This is a genomic window from Parabacteroides sp., from assembly GCF_977054455.1.
Window position 1 is genome coordinate 20319 of the sequence record NZ_CDRTCT010000021.1, and the last position, 25167, is coordinate 45485.

The 25167-nt window shown below is 45.7% G+C and carries 17 protein-coding genes, 2 tRNA genes and 1 pseudogene; 8 read left to right on the top strand and 12 right to left on the bottom strand.

Going from position 1 to position 25167, the window contains the following annotated elements:
* The first annotated feature begins 30 nt into the window (after positions 1-30).
* From ACW6QF_RS11780 to ACW6QF_RS11790, 3 genes and pseudogenes are all read left to right on the top strand, one after another.
* A pseudogene (locus ACW6QF_RS11780) lies at positions 31-1288 on the top strand (Gfo/Idh/MocA family oxidoreductase).
* A gap of 22 nt (positions 1289-1310) precedes the next feature.
* Complete coding sequence (locus ACW6QF_RS11785) at positions 1311-4766, top strand: family 16 glycoside hydrolase (RefSeq protein WP_456087974.1); 3456 nt, start codon at positions 1311-1313, stop codon at positions 4764-4766.
* Positions 4767-4936: 170 nt separating this feature from the next.
* Positions 4937-7306 carry a sensor histidine kinase gene (locus ACW6QF_RS11790; protein ID WP_456087975.1) on the top strand — a complete coding sequence of 790 codons (2370 nt, stop codon included), beginning with the start codon at positions 4937-4939 and terminating at the stop codon, positions 7304-7306.
* 9 nt (positions 7307-7315) lie between these two features.
* On the opposite strand, the gene upp is transcribed toward ACW6QF_RS11790, so the two are convergent.
* Together upp and ACW6QF_RS11800 are read right to left on the bottom strand one after the other, a co-directional pair.
* Positions 7316-7969, bottom strand: coding sequence for a uracil phosphoribosyltransferase (upp, locus tag ACW6QF_RS11795; protein WP_456087976.1), 654 nt, complete (start codon positions 7967-7969; stop codon positions 7316-7318).
* A 107-nt stretch (positions 7970-8076) separates the two neighbouring features.
* Entirely contained in the window at positions 8077-8367 is a 291-nt protein-coding gene (locus ACW6QF_RS11800) for an HU family DNA-binding protein (protein WP_298553672.1), read from the bottom strand.
* Between the two features lie 246 nt (positions 8368-8613).
* On the opposite strand from ACW6QF_RS11800, the gene murB reads away from it, so the two are divergent.
* Both murB and ACW6QF_RS11810 read left to right on the top strand, forming a co-directional pair.
* A complete protein-coding gene (gene murB, locus ACW6QF_RS11805; protein ID WP_456088020.1) occupies positions 8614-9636 on the top strand; it encodes a UDP-N-acetylmuramate dehydrogenase in 1023 nt (340 codons plus the stop codon).
* Complete coding sequence (locus ACW6QF_RS11810; protein WP_456087977.1) at positions 9637-10425, top strand: MBL fold metallo-hydrolase; 789 nt, start codon at positions 9637-9639, stop codon at positions 10423-10425.
* 288 nt (positions 10426-10713) lie between these two features.
* On the opposite strand, the gene ACW6QF_RS11815 is transcribed toward ACW6QF_RS11810, so the two are convergent.
* Positions 10714-12465 carry an SGNH/GDSL hydrolase family protein gene (locus ACW6QF_RS11815; RefSeq protein ID WP_456087978.1) on the bottom strand — a complete coding sequence of 584 codons (1752 nt, stop codon included), beginning with the start codon at positions 12463-12465 and terminating at the stop codon, positions 10714-10716.
* 120 nt (positions 12466-12585) lie between these two features.
* Here ACW6QF_RS11815 and ACW6QF_RS11820 point away from each other — a divergent pair, with 120 nt between their 5' ends.
* A complete protein-coding gene (locus tag ACW6QF_RS11820) occupies positions 12586-14574 on the top strand; it encodes a glycoside hydrolase family 97 protein (RefSeq protein WP_456087979.1) in 1989 nt (662 codons plus the stop codon).
* On the opposite strand, the gene ACW6QF_RS11825 is transcribed toward ACW6QF_RS11820, so the two are convergent.
* From ACW6QF_RS11825 to ACW6QF_RS11860, 8 genes are all read right to left on the bottom strand, one after another.
* A complete protein-coding gene (locus tag ACW6QF_RS11825; protein ID WP_456087980.1) occupies positions 14565-15371 on the bottom strand; it encodes an MBL fold metallo-hydrolase in 807 nt (268 codons plus the stop codon). The two genes, ACW6QF_RS11820 and ACW6QF_RS11825, sit on opposite strands and share 10 nt — an antisense overlap.
* Positions 15372-15685: 314 nt before the next feature.
* Positions 15686-15997, bottom strand: coding sequence for a helix-turn-helix domain-containing protein (locus ACW6QF_RS11830; RefSeq protein WP_456087981.1), 312 nt, complete (start codon positions 15995-15997; stop codon positions 15686-15688).
* The gene (locus ACW6QF_RS11835; protein ID WP_456087982.1) at positions 15994-16359 is read right to left on the bottom strand and encodes a type II toxin-antitoxin system RelE/ParE family toxin; all 366 of its coding nucleotides are present in this window, start codon (positions 16357-16359) and stop codon (positions 15994-15996) included. Before ACW6QF_RS11835 ends, ACW6QF_RS11830 begins: the two co-directional genes overlap by 4 nt.
* Before the next feature lie 106 nt (positions 16360-16465).
* Entirely contained in the window at positions 16466-17227 is a 762-nt protein-coding gene (locus tag ACW6QF_RS11840) for a Fic family protein (protein WP_456087983.1), read from the bottom strand.
* Between the two features lie 2 nt (positions 17228-17229).
* The gene (locus ACW6QF_RS11845) at positions 17230-17970 is read right to left on the bottom strand and encodes a Fic family protein (protein ID WP_456087984.1); all 741 of its coding nucleotides are present in this window, start codon (positions 17968-17970) and stop codon (positions 17230-17232) included.
* Between the two features lie 9 nt (positions 17971-17979).
* Complete coding sequence (locus ACW6QF_RS11850) at positions 17980-18489, bottom strand: helix-turn-helix domain-containing protein (protein ID WP_456087985.1); 510 nt, start codon at positions 18487-18489, stop codon at positions 17980-17982.
* A 297-nt stretch (positions 18490-18786) separates the two neighbouring features.
* Positions 18787-18858 (bottom strand) — tRNA-Cys (locus ACW6QF_RS11855).
* Between the two features lie 58 nt (positions 18859-18916).
* Positions 18917-18988: transfer RNA gene (locus tag ACW6QF_RS11860), tRNA-Cys, on the bottom strand.
* Positions 18989-19147: 159 nt separating this feature from the next.
* Between ACW6QF_RS11860 and rfbC the strand changes: the two genes are divergently transcribed.
* Complete coding sequence (gene rfbC / locus ACW6QF_RS11865) at positions 19148-19705, top strand: dTDP-4-dehydrorhamnose 3,5-epimerase (RefSeq protein ID WP_298549584.1); 558 nt, start codon at positions 19148-19150, stop codon at positions 19703-19705.
* A 23-nt stretch (positions 19706-19728) separates the two neighbouring features.
* Positions 19729-20868 carry a dTDP-glucose 4,6-dehydratase gene (gene rfbB, locus ACW6QF_RS11870; protein WP_456087986.1) on the top strand — a complete coding sequence of 380 codons (1140 nt, stop codon included), beginning with the start codon at positions 19729-19731 and terminating at the stop codon, positions 20866-20868.
* Here rfbB and ACW6QF_RS11875 read toward each other — a convergent pair.
* Positions 20865-24146, bottom strand: coding sequence for an AsmA-like C-terminal region-containing protein (locus ACW6QF_RS11875; protein WP_456087987.1), 3282 nt, complete (start codon positions 24144-24146; stop codon positions 20865-20867). The genes rfbB and ACW6QF_RS11875 overlap by 4 nt on opposite strands.
* Positions 24147-25167 lie beyond the last annotated feature (1021 nt).

The window sequence follows — 25167 nt, forward strand, 5'->3', positions numbered from 1 at the left end:
TTGCTAATCTATATAAATTATTATTTTATTATGAGAACAAGCAGAAGAGGTTTTCTGAAAACTCTTGGAGGGGTTGCGCTCTTTTCGATTGTGCCGCGCCACGTATTGGGAAACGGGTATATTGCTCCAAGTGATCAATTGACTAAAGGTATTATTGGTACCGGAGGGATGGGAAGAGGCCATGTGGGCTATGCCGGTACACGTTTGGTTGCCGTTTGTGACGTTGATAAAAATCACCTTGAACTGGGAAAGAAACTGGTGAAGGAAAAAATAGCCGCTTATCATGATTTCCGCGATTTGATTCTGGATCCGAATGTCGATATCGTGCACATCGCCACTCCGCCTCATTGGCATGGTATCATGTCCGTCGAAGCCGCTAAAGCCGGAAAAGATATCTGGTGTGAAAAACCGATGACCCGTACGATCGGTGAAGGAAAGCGCGTGATGGAGGCCGTACAGCAATACGGGCGTATGTTCCGCCTGAATACATGGTTCCGTTTTACAGACCAGTTTTACGGACTGGGCACTCCCGTCAAGCCGTTGAAAAAACTGGTACAAAGCGGATTGTTGGGATGGCCGTTGAAGGTGACGATCAGTGCGCATACCGGTTTCAACTGGAAGTTCTTCTGGGTAGGAAAAGAATATCTCGAACCGCAACCGGTCCCGTCAGAACTGGATTACGACATGTGGCTTGGCCCGGCTCCTTACAAGCCTTATAATCCGCATCGCGTACACCAGACTTTCCGCGGATACTGGGATTATGACGGAGGCGGACTCGGAGATATGGGGCAGCACTATATCGATCCCGTACAATATATATTAGGTAAAGACGATACCAGCCCCGTTAAAGTGGAAGTGGATGCTCCGCAACAACATCCGGACGCTGTCGGTACTTGGCGTTCCATTACCTACACGTATGACGATGGTTGTCAGATCGTCCTTTGGGGGGGGGGATTTCGGTGATCCGAATACGCCGTATATCGCCGGACCGAAAGGTAATGTTTATAAGAATTTTGTATGCGATATTCCTGATTGGGAGAAGAAACTTGCCGACTTCCCCGAACCTGAACCGCAGGTTACGGACTTTATCGAATGTGTGAAGACACGCCAGCCTTTCGCCCTGAACGAGAAGAATGGTTTCCGTTCGGCTACTATTGTCAATATGGGAGCGGTGGCTCTACGTTTGAACCGGACACTGAATTTCGATCCTGTAAAACTTGAATTTATTGACGACGAGGCTGCAAATCGTTTGCTGGACCAGCCGATGAGAGCACCCTGGAATATTTAATTCATTCAAAATTCGAAACATAATGAGAAAAGCATATATATCAATAGCTGCCTTACTGTTATGCGGAAGCATGCTGATGGCGCAGACTCCGGCCAACCGTACGGCCAAAACGACCGCTGCCGATGTGTTGGCTCAGATGCCTGCGGCGAAACAAGCGGCGTACAATAAACTGATTGGTGATTTGAGCTCTACCGGCGAAGAAGGTGTTCTGATGCTGGTAAACATGATAAATGCTCCGGGCAAAGGTAGCAACGCAAATGTCGACTACGCCTTGAGCGGCCTGACACATTATGTCATGGCAAAAGGCGAGGAGAATGCCCGGTTGGTGACTGCAAATGCTTATCTGAAGGCGTTGGAAATGGTAAACGAGCGCGAAACGAAAGCGTTTATTATCCGTCAACTTCAGATGTTGGGAAAAGACGAATGCATAGATGTACTGGCTTCTTATCTGAACGATGAGTCGTTGAGCGGTCCTGCCGCCCGTGCGCTGGCTGCCAACGGTAGCGAAAAAGCCGGACAGGCATTGGTTGCAGCCTTGAAGAGCCGTTCCGGTTCTCCTAAAACACAAAAGGATGTGATCCGTGCGATTGCTGATGCCCGGGTGGATGGGGCTGAACCTGTCTTGTTGGCGTTGCAGGGAGCATCTGATCCGAATATGCAGAAAGAGGTCTTGTTTGCCTTGAGTTGCATCGGAGGTCCTAATTCCTTGCCGGTTTTGGCGAAAGCGGCCGAGAACGCCGGTTACACAATGGAAATGACCGGTGCCAACGAAGCTTATATCGCTTTGTTGAAACGATTGGTAGAGAGTGATCGCGTGGCGGTGATGAAGGCCGCAAAGAAATTGCAGAAAGAAGCGGCCAAGGCCGGACAGGAACAGACACGGGAAGCCGCCTTGCAGATACTTTTAGCTACCGAGGAACCGGCCAAAGTATCCAAAATGGTCATCGCTGCCATGAAAGATCCGAGCAAGAACTACCGGAATGCGGCTTTGAGCTACGCTTCCGGTTTTGCGGATAAGGAGTTGTATATCGAACTGATGAAAATGGTTCCGAAAGCCAAACCGGAATTGAAAATAGATCTCTTGAACTGGATCGGACGCGAGGCCAAGAAACCGTCCAAACACGATATTATCCAGAATCTGGAAATACGTTTCGATCTTCCTGCCAAGCAAATCTTGTTGGAGCAGCTCGGTGATGCCGACTTCGACGTGAAGCAGGCTGCCGCTTGGACATTGGTGAAGATAGGTGATAAGTCTTATATCCCTTCGTTGGCCGAATTGCTGAAGAACGATGACAAGCAAGTTGTCTTGTTAGGACAGGATGCTCTGGCCGCTTTCCCCGGAGATATCGACGGAGCGGTGGCGAAGGCTGTCTCTTCTGCTGCCAATGCAGGCAAAATAGCCGGACTCGAATTGTTGGCCATGCGCAAGGCTACTGCTAATATCAACACCGTGCTGGATCAGATCCAGACGGGTGCTCCTGAAGTGAAGGCAGCGGCTTACGTGGCTTTGAAGGATGTGGTGGGAGAACGGGATATAACCAATATGTGCGGTATGCTGGAAACAGCCGACGCATTGGCTGTTCCTCCTATGCAACGGGCTGTTATTTCGGCATTGTCCTCTCTTCCTGCTGCCGACCGGGTAGAAATGGTGACACGCCGTATGTTGCAGGCTGGCAATAAGGATTATTTGTATTATCTGGTGTTGTCTTCTACCGGCCAGCCGGATGCGTTGGCGACGATCGTGAAAGGTTTTCGTTCCAATACGGGGGTTAAACGAGATGCTGCCTTCGAAGCTTTGCTGAACTGGAAGGGTATTGAAGTGGCGGACGAATTATATACGATCTGCAAGGAAAACCCGTCGTCCGATTATTTTGATCCGGCTCTCACTACCTATGTGAAACTGGTTTCCAATCCGGCCTTTACAGGTGAAAACCGTTTGTTGAGCCTGCGTAAGGCAATGGAAATAGCTAAAACGGATGCACAGAAGATCGCCATCCTGCAACAGATTGAAAATACCGGAACATTCTTGGGCATGTTGTATGCCGGCGAATTCCTGGACCAGAAACCTGTGCAACAGGCTGCTGCCAATGCTGTTATGAATATCGCTTTGGGCAATAAGGAATATATGGGGGCGAATGTCCGTGCCTTGTTGAACAAGGTGATGGATGTGCTTGACAATCCGGATGCAGGTTACCAGAAGGAAGCGATCAAGAAACATCTGGCCGAGATGCCGCAGGGCGAAGGATTCGTCTCGTTGTTCAACGGCAAGGATTTGACCGGCTGGAAAGGTTTGGTACAAAACCCGATTGCACGTGCGAAAATGAAACCGGCACAGTTGGCTAAAGAGCAGGTGAAAGCCGATGAAAACATGCGTCGGGATTGGAAGGTCGAAAATGGCCTATTGGTATTCGAAGGAAGCGGTTACGATAACTTGTGTACTGAAAAACAGTATGGCGATTTCGAAATGTATGTGGACTGGATGCTCGATCCGGCCGGTCCCGAAGCGGATGCCGGTATTTACCTGCGTGGTACGCCTCAGGTACAGATTTGGGATACTGCACGTGTAAACGTAGGGGCGCAGGTCGGTTCCGGTGGACTATACAACAACCAGGTGAACGAGAGCAAACCGTCGAAAGTGGCAGATAATAAGTTGGGTGAATGGAACAGCTTCTATATCAAGATGGTTGGTGACCGTGTAACTGTCGTGTTGAATGGAGAGAAAGTTGTGGATGATGTGATCCTGGAGAACTATTGGGATCGTAAACTCCCGATCTTCCCGACCGAACAGATCGAATTGCAGGCTCATGGCAGCAAGGTCTATTACCGGAATATTTATGTAAAAGAGCTGGAACGCAAGGAACCGTTCAAACTTTCAGCCGAAGAAGAGAAGGAAGGATTCAAGATTTTGTTCGACGGTACGAACATGCATGAATGGACAGGCAATACAGTCGATTATACCTTGGAAGACGGTTGTATCTCCATGATTCCGAGCAAGAGCTACGGTGGAAACTTATATACGAAAGACGAGTATGGCAACTTCGTATACCGTTTCGAATTCCAATTGACGCCGGGTGCTAATAACGGTGTCGGTATCCGTACCCCGATGGAAGGGGATGCCGCTTATGTCGGCATGGAAATCCAGATTCTGGATTGCGAACATCCGATTTATAAGGATATTACTCCTTTGCAGCATCACGGTTCCGTTTATGGAATTATCCCGGCTAAGGCGGATCATCATAGTGCGTTCAAACCTGCGGGTGAATGGAATTATGAAGAAATTGTAGCCGATGGCGATAATATCAAGGTGACGGTCAACGGTGTGGTGATTATGGAAGGCAATATCCGGGAAGCGACGAAGAACGGTACGGCCGACCATAAGGAACATCCGGGCCTGTTCAATAAGAAAGGACATATCGGTTTCTTAGGTCATGGCTCTCCCGTCAAGTTCCGTAACATCCGTATTAAAGAGTTGAAATAACGCTTTTTTATCTATAGTTAAATAGCAGCATAGGCAGGAATTAGCTTGTGCTGCTATTTTTTTTATGATAAATGATAGGATTGAAATACCTTGAATATTAAGGGAAATAAAATTTGTTGATCTGATTTATTATAACGACTTTTGTACGGAAGATAACTAAAGTCGTGTTCATGGAAGTAGACCGGTATCAATTAATATTAGATAATGCTCAAGTTGGCTGGTGGGAAGCTGATTTTGAAGAAAGATGTTATATCTGTTCGGACTATTTGATTAGTCTCCTGGAGTTGGATGGCCCGAAAATCCTCTTAGCAGATTTCCTTTTGTTGATCCGTGAAGACTATCGGGACCGTATTGCCAACGAGTTCGCTTTCTTTAAAGGGATTGGCATATACGAACAGATCTTTCCGATGAAAACTTGTTATGGGTACAGGTTTGTCCGCACAAAGATTTATAAACGTGAAAAGGCTCCCGACGGCAAGTTGACCGTATTGGGTATTTTACAGTTGATCCCTTTCAGCGAGACGGAGGAGAACAGGCCTGTTGTGAATGGGCAAGTCGATAGTGTTCTCAGGCATTTGGGGAGCTTGTCCCGTGCCTTGCATTCTTTTATCCAGACAAATGATTTGCACAAATCGATCCATTTGGCTCTTACGGAGATTCTGTTTTCGATCGATACGAAAGGCCGTGTATATATTATGGAATATGGGGATGAAGGGCTGATCGGCTGCACATATGAGGTGTGTAGTGAAGGGATTGAGCCTGTTCGTCTGTCTTTGCAAAACATTCCGGTTGCGACATTGCCCTGGTCTACACAGAAGATACGGAATTTATATCCGGTTTTGATTAACAATCTGGATGAATTGCCTCCTGAAGCGGCAGAGGAAAAACGTTATCTGAAAGTGCGCGGCGTTTGTTCCCTGATTTTGATACCGTTGATAATCAAAGGTGAGCCATGGGGATATATGGGGATAGATATAGTGGATAAATATCGTATGTGGAGCTTGGAGGATTACCAGTGGTTATCGTCTATTTCGAATATCATCAGTATAATAACGAAGATGGCTCGTACCAATGAGGCATTGGACCATAGCGAAAAACTGCTTCGGAATATCTATACCAATATACCGGTCGGTATCGAGCTGTATGACAAGAATGGCTATTTGGTGGATCTCAATAATATGGATGCCGAGATATTCGGTCTTCCCTCCAAAGAGTCGGCTTTAGGGATTAATATCTTTGAAAATCCGATAATCCCCGACGAAGTTCAGAAAAAGCTGATTCGTCAGGAGTCTGTCTCTTTCCATCTTGATTATTCGTTCAATACCGTTAAAAACGATGCTTATTATCCGACGGTAAAGAGCGGTACGATCGATCTTTTTACGAAAGTCAGCATGCTCTATGATATACATGGAGATCTGATTAATTATATGTTCATCAATCTTGATAATACGGATAAGGCGCTCGCCTATAACCGTATCGAAGAGTTTGAACATTTCTTCAGTTTGGTCAGCCGCTTTGCAAAGGTAGGATATGCCAAATTCGACCTGCTGAGTCGTGACGGTTATGCCATCGACCAGTGGTATCAGAATTTAGGTGAAAAAGAGGGAACACCCTTACCGGAAGTCATAGGCGTTTATAACCGGATTCATCCGGAAGACCGAAGAGTTATGCTTAATTTCTTCGAGCGCGTAAAGAAAGGACGGTCTGACTGTATCCGGAAAGAATTAAGGGTGAAGCATGGGGAGAACTGGCGTTGGACTCGTGTGAATGTGATGCGGAATACACAGTCTACCGATCCGACGAAGTTGGAAATGATTTGCGTGAATTATGATATTACCGAATTAAAGGAGACGCAGATGCAGCGTGAGAAAGCGGAAGAGTTGGATCGTTTGAAATCTGCTTTCCTTGCCAATATGAGCCATGAGATCCGGACTCCGCTGAATGCCATTGTCGGATTCTCCACGTTGTTGGTCGATACGGACGATCCGGAAGAAAAGAAGCAGTTTGTCGAGATTATCCAGAAAAACAATGAACTGTTGTTGCAGTTGATTTCCGATGTGCTGGATTTGGCCAAGATAGAATCCGGCATAATCGAATTGAAACTTGTCGAGGTCGACCTGCGTGAACTGTGTAAAGAACTGGTCGTTTCGATGCGCATCAAAGTGCCGGCTGAAGTCGCGCTATGTGTGGCTCCGGACCTGCCTTTCTGTATTATGCGTTGCGATAAGGTGAGGCTGACACAGATCATATCCAACTTTATTAATAATGCCATCAAGCATACCAACAGGGGAACGATCGTGCTTGGTTACGAGGTACGGCAGGATGAAATTGAATTCTCTGTGACGGATACCGGAGACGGTATGTCGCCCGAAGTGCAGCAGCATGTGTTCGACCGTTTCTATAAAGGAAACAGTTTCAAGCAGGGGACGGGTTTGGGACTCTCGATCTGCAAGAGTATAATCGAACAGGTAGGCGGAAGAATCGGGGTAGAGTCCGAAGAAGGGAAAGGTTCCCGTTTCTGGTTTACTTTACCCCATTAGATTTGTATTTTATTCTTTCTCACCGTAAGACAAATCACCGGCGTCGCCTAATCCCGGAACGATGTAAGAATGATCGTCCAGTTCATCGTCGACAGCCGCTACCCATACGGTTGTGATATCGTCCGGCATTTTACGTTGGATATATTCGATTGCCTGCTTGCTGGCAATGATGGAAGCGACATGGATATGTGCCGGGTGCCCTTTGGTGCGCAATGCCTCATAGGCCAGTTCCATGGAGCTGCCGGTAGCCAGCATCGGGTCCGTTATAATCAATGTCTTGTCCGTTAATCGGGGAGAAGCGATGTATTCGATATGAATATCGAAGTTCAGGCGGTCCTTGTATTTCCTGTAAGCGGAAACGAATGCATTTTCCGCATTGTCCAGATAGCTTAGGAAGCCTTGATGGTAGGGAAGACCGGCACGCAGGATCGTACTGATGACGACTGAATCGTCGGGAGTATTCATCGGTGCTATTCCCAGAGGAGATTGAATGTCTTTTGTGCTGTAAGTGAAATCCTTACTGATCTCGTAAGCCATGATTTCACCTATCCGCTCGATGTTACGGCGGAAGCGCATGCTGTCTTTTTGTATATTGATGTCGCGCAGTTCTGCGACAAACCGGTTTAACACCGAGTTTGATTCTCCAAGATTAACTATTTTCATGATTAAATTGTCATTTTCCGGCACCGAAATTACTTATAATTTGGACAGGTCGCAAAAAAGAAGGCAACCTTTTTTAGATTGCCTCCCTTTGTCAGGTAAAAAAAGTATTACTTCTTTTCTCCGGGTTTGTTAATTGCATCCAACAAATACTTACCCGGTTTGAACTTCACGGTCGTTCTGGCTGGAATCATAACAGGTGTTCCAGTCTTTGGGTTACGAGCTAAACGTTCAGTCTGCGGATGCGGTATCAATGTACCGAAACCGATCAATACGATTTCTTCGTTGTTAGACATGGCTTCTGTTACGATGTCGACATAAGCATCCAACAATTTCTTCGCTTTTTGTTTCTGTAATCCCGATCTCTGGGCCAGGGCCTCAATCAATTCTGCTTTGTTCATGAATGTTTTTATTTAATTAATGATATTCAAGGCAAATGTACGCTTTTCATTGATATGTTGTATCTTTTTTTGCATATTAAAGAAATCAGCGTTCATTTCTTATTTAACAACGCGTATATGCATTTGTTACGATTAGCGAAACAAAAAATGTTAAATAGCCTTTGGTTGCTATATTTGGAGCGCTTTTTTATATGCCTGCTGATTGATTTGATATTTATCGTTACTTTTGTCCTGCAAAATAAAAACATACGCAAGATGAGAATAGAAGAGAACTACTCGCTGGAGAGACATAATACTTTTCACCTTCCGGTGAAGACCCGCTGGTTTATGGAGTATACGAATGAAGAGGAACTGGGGCGTATCCTTCGGGACGAATATTTCCAGGAATGTCTGTCGTTGCATATCGGAAGTGGCAGTAATTTGTTATTCATAAATGATTTTAACGGGATTATCTTGCATTCGCAGATAAAAGGGATCTCTGTAGCGGAAGAGACGGACGATTCGGTACTGCTTCGTATCGGGGCTGCCGAGAAATGGGACGACGTAGTCGCTTATGCCGTGTCCAAAGGTTGGGGAGGAATAGAAAACCTCTCCGATATTCCGGGCGAAGCCGGAGCTGCCGCTGTCCAGAATATCGGGGCATACGGTACGGAAATCAAGGATGTGGTCGAGATGGTGGAGACGTATAACCAGCTTTCGTTCGAGAAACGTACGTTTACCAATGAAGAATGCCTCTATGGTTACCGGAAGAGTTTCTTCAAAGATGAGCATAACGATCCGCACATTGTTACTTATATCAATATACGCTTGAGCAAAAAGCCTCGATTATCTGTCAATTACGGCAATTTGAAGGAGGAACTGGCTAAATATCCGGAGATGACGTTGCAAGCCGTGCGGGACGCCGTGATTTCGATCCGTCGTCAGAAATTGCCTGATCCCGATGAATTGGGAAATGCCGGAAGTTTCTTTATGAACCCGGTTATTCCGGTTGCATGTTACGGGAAGTTGAAGGAGCAATATCCGGATATGCCGTCTTACCCGGCGGGAGAGGGAAAAGTGAAAGTGCCGGCAGGCTGGTTGATCGAGCAGTGCGGTTTCAAAGGCAAGTCGCATGGTGCGGTCGGCGTATATGAAAAGCAGGCATTGGTATTGGTTAATTTGGGTGAAGCCAAAGGGCATGAGATCGCATTGGTTGCCGAAAGTATTCGTACGGCCGTTCATGACCGGTTCGGTATCGAGATTATGCCAGAGGTAAAATATGTAGGATAAATGGAAATCATGTTTTTAGGGACGGGTACTTCTACCGGAGTTCCCGAAATAGGTTGTCAGTGCGAGGTGTGTACCAGTCCGGATAAGCGGGATTGGCGTCTGCGTACGTCCGTGCTGGTAGAGACGGATGGTAAACGGCTTCTGCTGGATTGCGGTCCGGATTTCCGTTGGCAGGCGATCCGTAGCAAGACGTACCATCTGGATGCAGTATTGATCTCGCACGAACATTACGATCATGTCGGCGGATTGGACGACCTGCGCCCTTTTTGCCGTGAAAGGGGGGTGGACGTGTATGCGGAAGATAATGTGGCGGAAGCCATCGAGACGCGCATCCCGTATGTGTTCCGTGCCCATAAATATCCCGGAGTTCCGAACCTGGAACTTCACCGGATCGGAAACGCGCCTTTCGTGGTTGCCGGAATCCCGGTCATGCCGGTCCGGGTGATGCATGGGAAACTGCCGATCTTAGGGTATCGTATCGGGAATATGGCCTACCTGACAGATGTGAAGTATCTTCCGGAAGAAGAATATGCCAAACTGGAAGGCTTGGATGTGCTGATCCTGACCGCCCTTCGCCGAGGTTCCCATCCGACGCATGAATCGTTGGAGGAGGCTCTTGTCAATATCGAGCGGATAAGGCCGAAGGAAACGTATCTGATCCACATGAGCCACCGTATCGGATTGCATGCGGAGGTCGAGAAGGAGTTGCCGCCTCATGTTCATCTGGCTTACGACGGGTTGCATGTTTCCTGCATTTCTTCATCTAAGGTATTACCGTCTTGTAAATAAGAGCTTTGAATTTATGTCTTGTCTCATAGCTTTTTATTGCGTAAGTAATAGGATTGGTCTTGTTCGACAATAGTCAAATGCTTGTCCGACATTTGACAAACAAGCGTTTGACTGCTGTCGAACAAGCATTCGATAGTTGACGGTTGAAATAGAAGCAGGCAGGTTTGTGTTAAGAGAATGGCTATTTGATCTTAAATAGCTGCTGACAGATGCAGTATTAATATTATTTCCTTCATCTGTAATAACGTGAATACAAAATATTTAAGTGTACAGATGAAGGATTATTTTTCAAAAACTTTTGTTGGGGGATGAGATCTCTCCGGCAATCAATTCATACCCCTTGTTGTTCGGATGGAGGCCGTCACCTATAAACAGGCTTTCGTCTATTTTGCCGTCTTGCTGCAATAGGGCTGTTCCCGGATTGGCAAATTCGTAACCTTCCGTTTCCACCATCTCCTTAATGTCGAAGTTGATGTTCCTGACCCATTGCTCCTGATTGCGGCGGGGGAGGATGCCGATCACTTTGACGGAGGCTTCCGGTTGTCGCCGGCGGATGGCGGAAAGGAGGAAGCGGAGGCCTTCGACGATCTCTTTGTCACTGTTCAGGCCGCAATTGTTCGTGCCGATCATCAAGACGACTTTTCCGGCCTTATAGCCATCCAGTTCGCCATGGTATATACGCCAAAGCACGTTTTCGATACGGTCCCATCCGCAGCCCAAGTTCTGGAAACCGGCAGGACGCATGACTTTTTCCCAGGTCTCCCGTCCGTTCTTGTTGCGGTGTTCCGGTTCGCCACCCCAATAGTGGGTGATCGAATTGCCTAAGATTACAGCTTTAGGCGGATGGTTGCGTACCTGCTCCAGGAAAGCGCGGTGACGGGAGAGCCATTCGTACATATGCGGTTCCCGGCGTTGGGTGACGGGGATGGTGGTGGTCAGGGAGCCAAGAGGAATATGCAGGATTTCCCGTACCTTTCTTTCTACGACAACCGCCTGTTGCTTCATTCCGAAGTCGGACGGGTGCACATAGTCAACCCAACCATCGGACGGTATGTTCAGGTCTTCGCGGGACAAATAATATATATCTTTAATTCCTTCGGACTGAATCTGCTCGTATGCTTTACGGGAAGCACGGTTAACCAGGGTGACTTCGTTGTATTTTATTGAATCCATATACATATTGCTATAGCCTCCGTGTTCGATCAGCAAGATGGGAGCCGAATGTTTTTCCCGAAGTTGCTTGACGGCGGCGATCGCCAGAGCGGTCACCTCTTCTTCCTTCTGATTGGGCAAGTTTGGCATGCAATCCAGTATGTACAGCCGGGCATCCGTTTCGCCGATGAATTGCAGCACTTCTTTCGCCAGTTTGCCATTGCCGGAAAAGCCGAGGTTTATGAGCGGATAGTCCAGCGAACGTTGGAGGATCGTTCCCCAGGCCATTGCCGGGCGGGAAGCGCAGGCCCCTTGTGCGATCGAAGTTCCGTACAGGACAATCGGCCTTTCGGGAGAAACCGGGATGAATTCCAACTTCGCATCTTCGGGCGTACCGATCTCCAACCATTTCACTCCGTTGTACAAGGGCAGATAAAGCCGGTATTCGAAACCTTGTTTGTGGTAGCGGTCTTTGCCTATATTATTATATGTATAGGTGATCGTGTCCTTGAAAGAATAGTTGCCGAAACAAAAATGCCATTCCCCGTCGCTGTTAATGCTGTAAAGGTCGACTCCCGACACTCCGGTCGAAGGCATATGCGGCATATTCAGGCTACCGGTAACGGTGTAGCGCACTTTGATCTGCGGGGCATTACTGTAGAAATGAATGGCGAGTCCTGCCGAATGCCGCGACAGGTTCCATACCGGTTCGCTCACCACGCCTTTTGCACGTTCGGGCAAGCGCGTGTAAGAATTTCCGATCTCTTTTGTGAATCCTTGATTTTGGATAACCGGAAAACCGGCTTCCATCGGGTTGTGCCATTTCCATTGGGCGGCAGCCGGGAGGAAAAGCAGGCAACAAAACAATAAACAAATAAGCTTTTTCATGGGTATTATCTCCTTAATAACCGTATTATGATACAATATCTACAAAGATAAGACAATTTTGCAAAAGCATTTCCTGATTAATCCTGTATATTTGTCGCCAGTTAATAAAATTTGAAAACCATGAAATTAAAAGTTCTTATTGCGCTCTTCCTGATGGGGAGCATGTCGCTGACGGCTCAGAAAAGCTATCAGTTGCAATCGCCGGACAAAAAACTGCAAGCTGTCGTTACGGTAGGTGACGATATTCGTTTTTCATTTACACACGACGGGACGGAAGTCCTCGCCGCATCTCCGATCTCCATGACGTTGCAGGACGGAGTTGTCTTAGGGGCCAGCCCCAAAGTATCGAAAGTGCTGAAAGCGGCAGTCGATAAAGTGATCCCTTCTCCTTTCTATAAAAAGACGGAAGTGCAGGATGTCTATAATGAAATGACACTTTCGTTCCGGGGCAACTACGGCCTTGTTTTCCGTATGTATAATGACGGCCTGGCCTATCGTTTCACGACGAAGATGAAGAATGATATCGTCGTGATGGATGAAGAAGCCGACTATAATTTTTCTTCCGACCATACGGCCTTTGCACCTTATGTGAACAGCAAGAAGGTTACTTTTGAGGAACAGTTCATGAACTCTTTCGAGCAGCCGTATGTACACGAACCGATCACGAAGTTGAACAGCGAACGTCTGATGATCCTTCCGTTCCTGGTGGAATTGGACGGTGGCAAGAAACTCTGTATCACTGAGGCGGACCTGGAAGATTATCCCGGTATGTTCTTGAATAACTCGACTGACAAGCCGACGTTGAAACCGGTGTTCGCCCCTTATCCGAAAGTGAAAAAGCAAGGCGGCCACAATAATTTGCAGATGTTGGTGGAAGAGCGCGAGGATTATATAGCCAAGACAAGCGGCACGCGTGCTTTCCCGTGGCGTGTGTTTGTCGTTTCCGAGAATGACAAGCAGTTGGCCGATTGCGATATGGTGTATCGTCTGGCTTCTCCTTGCCGCCTGCAGGATGTTTCTTGGGTGAAACCGGGCAAGGTGGCATGGGACTGGTGGAATGACTGGAATATCTACGATGTGGATTTCCGGGCCGGCATCAACAATGAAACCTATAAATATTATATCGATTTCGCTGCCGAACATGGCATCGAGTATGTGATTCTCGATGAAGGATGGTCTGTCCACTTGGCTGCCGACCTGATGCAGGTCATTCCGGAAATCAATATCCCGGAATTGGTGGATTATGGCAAATCCAAGAATGTAGGTATCATTCTCTGGGCGGGCTACCACGCGTTTGACCGGGATCTGGAAAAGGTGGTGAAGCATTATTCCGATATGGGTGTGAAGGGATTCAAGGTCGACTTTATGGATCGTGACGACCAAGAGATCATCGACTTCCTCTACAGAGGCGCCGAAACTTGTGCAAAATATAAGATGATGGTCGATTATCACGGCATCTGCAAACCGACAGGCTTGCAACGTACTTATCCGAACGTGATCAACTACGAAGGCGTTCATGGCTTGGAAAATATGAAATGGGCGGAAAAGAGCTACGATATGCCGCTTTACGACGTGACGATTCCTTTTGTCCGCATGGTTGCCGGTCCGATGGATTATACGCAAGGCGCCATGCGCAATGCGATTCGCAAGAATTATGCTCCGATCTATACCGAGCCGATGAGCCAGGGAACGCGTTGCCATCAGTTGGCTACTTACGTGATCTTCGAGTCTCCGCTGAACATGTTGTGCGATAATCCTTCCAACTATAACCGGGAACCCGAATGCAGGGATTTTATCGCCAATATCCCGACCGTATGGGAAAAGACGGTTGCTCTGGATGGTAAAGTGGGCGAGTATGTAGCCATTGCCCGCCTTCATGGTGATAACTGGTATGTGGGCGCTTTGACAAACTGGGATGCCCGTGAGGTGGAGCTTGACTTGTCTTTCTTGGGCGATGGCAACTATAAACTGGAATTGTTCAGAGACGGCATCAATGCCGATCGTGCCGCTTGCGATTATAAAAAGGAAGTCATACCGGTTCCCGCCGATCGCAAGGTAAAGGTGAAGATGGCTCCCGGCGGTGGTTGGGTTGCCAAGATTTATAAATAAAACGTATTTCCCGTGTAGTTGTAAAACACACGGTCCCCGAATGTCTGCCGGAACAACGCGTATTTGTCTATACCCGTACAATGACAAATACCGATCTGTTCCGGCAGATTGTTTTTCAGGTAGTCCGCTATGATACTGAATTTCTCGTCCTGGGCATTGTGGATATGAAAACCTCCGGCCAGGAGTTTGAATGTATATCCGTGGAAACAGTTGCCGATAGTCCGGAGAATATTGGTGATTCCCCGGTGGGAACAGGCGCTCAATACGGAATATGTGTTTTCTGCTATCAGTGCGACCGCCAGTTCGTCATTGAAAATATCGGGAACAACTCCTTCGGGTGTTTGGGTGAAGAACCGTTCGAAGTGAGTATCTTCAGGATTTATAACCGGAAGGTCCGGGAATAGGAACAATCCTGGAATAAGTTCCGTCTGCCCGGTGATAAAACGGAATCGGGATAAATCCAGCAGGTTGGAGTCAATGACTCCGTTCTCCCGTTTATCTTTAAACTTCCGGTAAAGAGCTTCCTGTTTACAGATAACCGGAGCTTTTTTATTGACGGAAAGGAAATGCCGCAATCCTCCTGTATGATCACTATGTCCATGTGACAGGATAAGGAAATCCACTTCTGCAATATCGATATTCAAAAGTGCCGCATTACGGATAAACAGATCCGACTGTCCCGTATCGAATAATAGTTTATACCCGTCGTTTTCAATAAGCAATGAAAGCCCGTGTTCCGCCTGTAAGTTCCGCCCGTAGACGGCATTCTCCACGAGTGTCGTGATCTTGTAATGCATAATCTTATCCTTTTAATTCCCAATTACCGGACAAAAATAAAAAAGAAGGAGTGTCAAAAATAGAAAACGGAACGCAGATGACACAGATCCGACAGAGAACCGCAGATTTTTTTTATTGATCAACAATAATCAATCTGTGTGAATCCGTCTCATCTGTGTTATCTGTGTTCTAATATACAGATTTATGACATACCCCCTTTTTTAAGGTCCCTGGCGGATTTTAGACCACCAAGATAATATTTTATTCTCAATTGATTATATTTATAGTTCCGCTACTGTAAAACAAATATTCTATTTAAATTTTTTGTTAATGGCTATAAAAATGTGGGAGTAAACTCAATTCCTAAAGCACGAGCAATACGAAAGAAGCTCGAAATCTGTATATCTGTCTCTCCTTTTTCCACACGGGCAATATAGCTTCTTGCTGTACCAACTTTCTCGGCTAACTCCTGTTGGGTTATTTTTAACTCTTTCCGACGATCACGTAATATCTCACCATAATACCATGCAATCGACTTTTCATGGAAAGAAGTTCGAGAATCCGTTCCAGCTTCTCCATATTTATTGTCCAGTAGCTCACCCGCTGTATGCAACTTAGCTAACTTATTTTCATCTAACTTTCTCATAACTCAAAGTCTTTTAATATCCGTTCTGCAATCTTTATTTGTTTACTATAGTCTTTTGTGGATTTCTTCAGAAAACCATTCAAGAGTAGTATCTTCTTTGAAAGAATGATGTTCTCATTATCAACAGCAAAAAGAATCGTTCTATATTCATTCGTATTAACAGAAACCCTCATTTCATACAAGTCCGTATGCTCCAAGTGTTTCACGAACTTCGTACTAAGTACATACTCTGTTCTGATAATATCCATAGTATGTTCAAACTTAGCTTTTACTTTATCTTGCAACATACCGTAGAACTCTGCAAACTCATCTGAGAAATACAGTTCACGTATATCATTATCCTTTTTATCTGTTGCTCTCATAATGCAAATGTAACTAATCAGATACAATTAAGCAAATATAATATAGACTCTTGGATGTATTTAACACAAATCCGAGTTCTTTTTACTATCTTTTCATAGAGCACATCTAAGCCATGATAGACAAATACTTCTGCAATGCAGCTATTTCCGCTTCAACAACCAGCTTCTGAAAATCTTCCGTCAGATGTTCCGCGTGTGACTTTTCTAAAGCCTTGTAGTAGTTTACCTTTGCATCATTACTACCTTTCAAGGTAATAATAACATAGCCATGACGAAGAAGATACAAGTTCATCAACAGACGAGAGGTACGCCCGTTACCATCTATAAACGGATGAATCCGCACCAATTCATCATGTAGATAGGCAGCAATAAGAACAGGATGCACCTTTTCTGCTTCCATTTGCTTGAAACGGAGAATGAAATCTTCCATCTGCTTCTCTATCAGATAAGGTTGCGGCGGCATATGCGTACTACCTGAAATCATAACCGGAACAGTGCGATACCTTCCGGCATTCTCACGGTCTATCCCATGAAGAATAAGGGCGTGTATTTCTTTGATGGTTCGCTCGCTTATCTCTATATCTTGTTTGGCAATATCTTTAATGTAACTAATAGCTTCCGCATGATTGATAGCTTCCAAATGTTCACGCATGGACTTACCCGAAATAGTAACACCTTCGTTCACTACAAGGGCTGTTTCCTGCAATGTGAGCGTATTGCCTTCTATACGATTACTTTCGTAGGTATATTCAATATCCAAAGCATCCTGAATCTTTTTCAAGGCTTCTTCGGGTAATGGGCGTAAAGCTGATAGCTGTTCTTTCTGAACATCCACCTCTTTCAGCATAACATTTATATCTTCACTCATGGTTATTCTATTTCTTTAATTCGTTCTACTTGCTTATTCAGGAAGTAATCGGCATACGGAGAATAATTTCCTGTTTCATAAAAGGCAATCTGTCCTTTCCTGTAGTTCAGTATATCAGCATCCCTTGAAGAATAAACAGGAATAATATCAGCATTCATCAATGCAATGCTTTCCATCATTCGGGAGGTACGTTTGTTCCCGTCTATAAAAGGTTGTAGTTTGGCAATGTTGCAATGAATATAAACGGCTCGCTCCAATGGATTTGTATATTGTTCCTGTTGATAAAGTATTTCGTTCAACTTTACCCGAATGTCATGCAGATTCTTTGGCGGTATATATTCAGTACCACTAATGCGGACAGCCCTTGTTCTTAAAAAGCCTGATTCTTCATCAGAAACCAACCCTGTAGATATAGATTGATGCACTCTGAATAAAGTACGCTCGTCTATCACTTCCTGATTTTTCCCTTTATTGATACACTCCAGTTCAGAGATGAAGGTATTATATAAATTCTTCAACATCTTAGCATCCTCATATTTCTTTTCAGAGGTGATGCCATCTTTGAGCAATGCTTCTGTTTCCACATAAGTATAAGTGTTACCCTCAATTTTTCCTGAATAGTAACACCATACAACGGCTAAGTCCTTTATTTCATTTGAACGCAAATCCGATAGCTTTGCCAAAGGATGATTTATAATGAATTGCGCTTTCTCCTGCTGCTCTTTATTAAATATCTGTTCCATAGCTTATGGTCAAATCTTGTTATTTCCTATAATACTCTTACCTTCATAATACTTAATCCTGCCTTTGAGTTCATCAATATCCTTCTTGATGGAATCAGAGATAGGAATATTATGCTTGTCTAAAAAAGCAGTGAGCTTTTGAAGCTCTTCCTGTACTTCCATTTTCCGGATGCCATAATAATAGGTAGAAGTGAAATCAAATTCATCTTTGGTCATTAATACCCGTGCCACATCTTTAGGCGTGGTCCTGTCGGTGATATGAATATCCGTTTCCAGCATCGAGGATATGTATTTTAAATCCGAAGCATCTGGACTATACTGTTTCTTTAGTATATCAAAGAAATAAGCAGGTTCTACATTAAAGTATTGAGCCATACTTAATAATGTGTCTATTTTAGTAGAGTTTGCTTTGATAATTTTGTGCAAGCTCTGCTCTGTCATACCCAATTCAACAGCAGCCTGTTTCATTGTTACGTTTTTCTTTTCGCACAACTCCTTTATTCTTTCAAGATGAACCATGTAATTGTATTTAAAAGTCAAATACTAAATAAATAGTTTATTTTGGTATATTATTTCTATATTTACAGTATCAAAGATAAGAAATAAAATTTAGTATTCAAATGATAAACAGATTTTCTAACTAAAAAAGTAGAAGCATGGAAACAGTAATTTTCTCCGTTTTACTGTAAAACAATTGTAAAACAAAAGCTGAAAACTATGAAAATTCTTCTTCCAATCCTTTTATTACGGAGGACGTAAGTAGCTGAAAAAACAAAAGGATTAGAAATTTTCATTCTAATCCTTTCTTGCTTTTTGAGGTTCCTGGCGGATTCGAACCGCCGTACACGGTTTTGCAGACCGCTGACTAAGCCACTCATCCAAGGAACCGGAATAAAATAGTAAAAAGTAATTTCCAATTCTCAATTTTGAATTTTCAATTACCAAGAGGTTCCTGGCGGATTCGAACCGCCGTACACGGTTTTGCAGACCGCTGACTAAGCCACTCATCCAAGGAACCGATACATTTAAAAAATAACCATTCCGGTTTTGCGAGTGCAAAGAAAGATAATATATTTGGAATATGCAAATCTTTTTCTCCCTTTTTGTATTCGGGGAGGTTTGGAGAAGTAAGGAAAAAGAAGTTACTTTGTCATCTGTTAGTATAAACAATAAGATAATGACATATATTGAAACTGAAATCCCAGGCGTGTGGATCATTGAACCGAAAGTGTTTAAAGATGCACGTGGATACTTTATGGAGGCTTGGAAGAAGGCGGAGTTTGAAGAACATATCGGCAAAGTGGAATTTGTGCAGGACAACGAGTCGTGTTCGTCGAAAGGCGTGTTGCGAGGATTGCATTACCAACTGGCTCCTTACTCGCAGTCCAAGTTGGTACGCGTGATAAAAGGATGTGTTTTGGATGTGGCTGTCGATCTGCGTAAAGGTTCTTCGACATTCGGGAAATATGTCGCCGTAGAGTTGTCGGACGAGAATAAGCGTCAGTTTTTTATCCCGCAAGGATTCGCCCACGGTTTTCATGTTTTGAGCGAGGAGGCTGTTTTTACTTATAAGGTCGATAATCCTTATATGCCTACCCATGAACGCGGATTGCGTTTTGATGATCCTTCGGTCGGTGTGGATTGGAAGATCATGGATCCGTCTATCCTTAACTTGTCGGATAAAGACAGGAACGCCCCCTTGTTGCAGGATGCCGAATTGAATTTCGAATTATAAATCTAAAATCATAAATCATAAACATGAAGACTTATTTGGTTACCGGAGCCGCCGGTTTTATTGGCGCGAACTTCATTAAATATATGTTGGCGAAATATCCTGAAATAAAGATCGTGGTTCTGGATCTGCTGACCTACGCAGGTAATCTCGGAACGATTGCCGAGGATATCGACGGGGAGCGTTGCGAGTTTGTAAAAGGTGATATCTGCGACCGTGCGTTGACGGACGGGCTCTTTGCCAAATACCAGTTCGATTATGTCGTTAATTTTGCGGCGGAAAGCCATGTGGATCGTAGTATCGAGAATCCGCAGCTTTTCCTGGTCACGAATATATTGGGTACGCAAAATCTGCTCGATTCCGCCCGCAAAGCTTGGGTGACGGGCAAAGCGGCTACCGGTTATCCCGAATGGCGCGAGGGGGTCCGTTTCCACCAGGTATCTACTGACGAGGTGTATGGTAGCCTGGGGGCCGAAGGCTATTTCCATGAAACGACTCCGCTGGACCCGCGCAGTCCGTACAGTGCATCCAAAACGAGTGCCGACCTGTTTGTACAAGCTTACTCCGAAACTTATAAGATGCCGGTCAGCATCACCCGCTGTTCCAACAACTACGGTCCGTATCATTTCCCGGAAAAGCTGATACCGCTGATTATTAAAAATATCCTCGAAGGCAAGCCGCTTCCGGTTTATGGTGACGGGACAAATGTACGTGACTGGTTGTACGTGGAAGACCACTGCAAGGCTATCGACCTGGTGATCCATAAGGGACGGGCAGGGGAGGTCTACAATGTGGGCGGCCATAACGAGAAGCAGAATATCGAGATCGTGAAGTTGACAATCAGCACCATTCGCCGGTTGATGACGGAACAACCCGAATACCGCCTGATTTTGAAGAAAAAAGAGATCGGTGCGGACGGGCGGATTTCCATCGACTGGATCAACGACAGCCTGATTACTTTTGTAAAAGACCGCTTGGGCCATGACCAGCGTTATGCCATCGATCCGACAAAGATCACAAACGAACTGGGCTGGACACCTGAAACTTCTTTCGAAACCGGAATTGTCAAGACGATCCGTTGGTATCTGGACAACCAGAAGTGGGTGGAAGACATCACGGGAGGAGACTATATGAAATATTATGAGCAGATGTACGGGAACCGTTAAGGTTCCCTTTCCTCCGCAGCCTTTACCAAAGCTAAGTTTTTCCCTAACTCCGGTGCCGCTTCCTCGATCTGTTTGCGTACTGCGTCGCGGATATCTTTCCGGATATTCTTGCGTGTGCTGTCCAGTTCCGCCTGCTTGGCCGGCTTGAATATATCCTTGTATTTACATTTCGTGATCTTATATTTGAAATCATCCAGGTTGCCGGTGATGTCGATTCCTAATTTGAAAGGAACGGGCGATTTGAGGACCGATAGATGGTAATTGAATGTCATATCCAGATTGTGCGTTCCGCCGACAGCCACTTTGTAACGGTCCATCTCCACCAGGAATGGGAAAACTTCGATCTTATTGTCTTTGATGGCAAGGTCCACTGAAATACTGTCTATCATATTCCGCTTCTTGTTTTTGAACATCAGTGTCTTGGATATTTCGGTAAATGTTTCTCCATCGAGCAGTACCATATTGTTCCCGTGCAGATAGCAAGACGAGTTGATGGACGGCATAATGAGAGACATGGTCGAATCTATCTTGCAGGTAGCCGTGACCTGGCAATCCAAGACGCCTTCGAACGAACGGAGCATCGGGACTAATGTGTCGATGGAAGGAAAGAGGGCGATCAGCTTCTCCACTTTCACATCTTCCATATCAAGGTCCAAACCGGCGGTCGCCTCCTGTCCGTTCTTAGCCCGGTAGACCATTGTCAGGTTTCCGTTCCCCATATTGGATTGTATGTTGAGCTTGCTCAGGTTGATACTCTGATCGCGCAGGACAATCTCGCCGACCACGTTCTCTAATTCCAAATCCTTGAAATCGATGCGTTTTGCGTTCGTATGGAGAGCCATGTCGAGAAAGGCGGGAAGAACGAATAACTGGCTGGTCGTGTCGGTTCCCGTCTGCGCGATACTATCTTGCAGCGATTCGGTATTGAGTTGTGCGATATTTTCATCACTGAGTACCGGCAGTTCCGAGTTTACCGCATATTGCATACCGTTGTTGATCGCCTGCATCAACTGGTTGCAATCGATATAGTCCGAACTCAGATTGAAATCTCCTTTCAATTTTCCTCCGCGAAGCATCGCCCTCCGGATCTGGCTGATCTCGCCGTTAAGGGTAAAATTGCTTTTGCCGAGATGCAGGCGGGCATCTGTCAGTGTGATGTCGTTTGTGTTGAACTTCATCGTCGTCGGCTCCATCCACATCGGGAGCGGGAACATGCGGCTGAACCCCCGCATTTGTTTGAAAGAGATGCTGCCCCGTGCTTCCCATTTGCGCAAGAATTGGCTTTCTGTTCCGGTGCTGTCGCCGGCGGCGGTTTTCCCGGCCATGTCCTTTCTCTTTTCAGCCAAGCGTGCACGTTGTTCGTCGGTCAGTATGCGCCGTTGCCGGTTTGCCATCTGCTGGCGCCGTGCATCCCGGTAGGGAAGGGCCTCGATCGTAAACGAACTTTCCGTCAGGGAGAGTCCTGTCCGCAGAGGTACACTGATGTATTTCAGCGTGTCGATCGAAATAACGGCGGCAGCTGTCGGGGTTAGTTTGTCGGAAGCGGACGGTTTGATGCCGCCTTTCAGTTCGGAACGTCCGGCTACGATCCAGACGGAATCGGCCGTGCGGGTTCTCAGATGACTGAAAGCCAATCGTCCGGTCATCGGTATGACGGCTGTCGTGTCGATAACAGGCGATGTCTGAGCAAGCATTTCCAATTTGCTTATGTTCGTGCTGATTTGATCTTTATATCGGATGTTCAGGCTGTCTATTCCCATCGTCATCCTCATCAGGTTGGACGATTCGATGTAGAGGCTTTTCTGATGTGTCGTGTCGATTGACAGATGGGCGCCGGAAATGAAAATATCCATACCGAGCGGCTGGCTGAACGCTTTCAGTTTGTCAATGTCGAGTTTTCCCGAACTGTGTATCTTCCCGAACCGGCTTTCGACAAGGTCATTCACGGTAAAAGCGGTCGACAGGTCTGCATCCATTGCGCCTTCCACCAACAGCGTGTCCGGATTAAGGAATTCCTGGCCCAACCGGGTGAAATCCACCTTCCCTTTCATTCCGACCCGGACAGCCGGGTTCTTGAACAGGTTGGTGACTTTGGCTTGCATATCCAATGAAGTGTTGAGTCCTTTCATCGTGAGTTGTTCGAGCGAGACGAAAGAAGAATCCGGGAAAGGTCCGTTTAGATGGATATCCAGATCCATTTCCAGTGTGTCGATACCTTGCTTGATGTCTTTGATATGATAGGAACCGTTTTCTATTTTGCAACACAGGTTCACGTTGGGCACGATACTGTCCCCTAAGAACCCGTGAATGTTTCCTTCCATAAGGATCGAACCCTCCGCCAGTGTCTTGCCGCGATTCTGGAAATACGCATCGGGTATGAATTTCAGCAGATCGTTCATATCCGAAATTTTCAATCCCATATCCATATCGATACGGGTGCGCCGGTCTTCCGGGAAGTGGCGTATGGCGCCGTCGGCAGTGAAAGGCAGATTGTTTACCTTCAATTCCGCATCTTTCAAGGTAATCGAATTGTAGTGTTCGGCGAGCACTAACCGGCTTCTGAGACGAAGCGACAAGTCGTTCTTCAGCGTATAAGTCGGGTTGCTGAATAAAAGGGATGAACAGCCCGTTTCAAAATCGAGCGTATTGGCTCCTCCAGCCAATGAGCCGTCGAGACGCACGAAGAAGCCCTGAATTTCGGTAAAAAGGTCTGACTGGCGGTCGTCATACGTGAAATGTCCTCCGTAAATGCGTACCTTTTGCAAGTCGATAGGTGGCAAGGTTTTTTTGTCTGTATCGGCCTCTGTCGAATCGGTCTCGCTTTTGTAGATATCCCAGTTCGCACGTCCGTTTTTATTGACGAATCCGTAGAAACGCGGGTTCTCGATGGAAAAGTCCTTGATCGTGATCTTGCCGCCGAAAAGGTAATCGAGGGGTTGCAAAGACACGGTTGCCCGGCTGAAAGCAAGCAGCGAATCGGAAGGAATCGCCAGTTCTTCTTCATGGGCGGTCGAATCTTCGGCTGCGTGCGAGATCAGGTGGCCGTTTGTCAGTTTCACGCCTAAATAAGGATAGGTTTCGAAATAGGTCAGTTCCACCCGTTCGCAATCCAAATGTGCATCAATGAACTTATTAGCCTGCTCGATAACCAGCGGCGTCAGCTTCTCCGGCGGCAATACTCCCCAGTTCAGAATGCTGAACCCGATAGCCGGGAGTATGAATATCAGGGTTATGGTTGCCAGAACGATGATCGTCAGTATTTTCTTTTTCCTTTTCATATTTATCTTATGTATGCTTCTGTCAAGAATTATAATATACAAAAGTATGAAAAAGCCGGAGATGACGAAGGTGATCTGTTGCCTTTTTTGAATAATCCGTTTAGTGCTCATTCCGTTTTGCCATTTGAAGATTGGGTCGTGGTTTAAAAAAAGATAGACAAAGTAAGATTAGGATTGCGTGGCGAGCCCCCTTATTGTCAAAAACGATCTGAAATTGCAAAATCTGAGTTAAAATAAACGGTTTGCAGAGGTCTGTTTTCTGTTTAAAAGGTGGTTAGGAAAAGCTTGTTCCCGTGAGGTGCGCAGTTTTTTCCCGCGAAGACGGTCTTCGTTGCCATGACGACCGTCTTTGTATAGGGTGAAGTCGGCATCCTAGGGCGATGAAGTCCGTCTTTACGGCGATGAAGACGGTCGTCACGGAAACGGGGTGCCGGAATCCTTGAAAATACCCTCGGATTTCTTTCCATATTCCCTTACTCTCCCTTTTGTTTCCCCGGATATCCGATTCTCCGGGAGTTTGGCTTTGTCGGAATGTCGGGAATTCCGGTAAAAAGATTGACAAACAGCCGGCTTTTTTCATTTTCCAAGCGGACCTTTTGCATATATGCCACGAAAAGCGCCGCTTCGGTGTGTAAAAGTCAATCTGAAAGCGTTCAGCTTTTCGATTGAAATAGAAAAAACAGGGGATATTGTAAAATTTATCCTTGTGAAATAATAATTGACTTTATTTGAGTTCGTGCCTAAACAATGCAGATGTGCAGTTTTGGACAAATATCGTTTTGCTATATGTATTACGATAAGGCTGTATATTTGTTATGTTAAAAAATATTACCCGCAATACTATTCTAAAAACATGGGATAGAAATCCGATTTTGATGGGGTAGTAGTGACATTTTGATTATCCTTGCTGCGGATAAGAAACTTTTATGTATCTGTCTGAAGACAGTACGAAGCGGAGATTAAGGAAGTTGTTGGTAGCGATTGAGCGACCGTGTAACTGAACTGAACTGCTGCGCTTTGC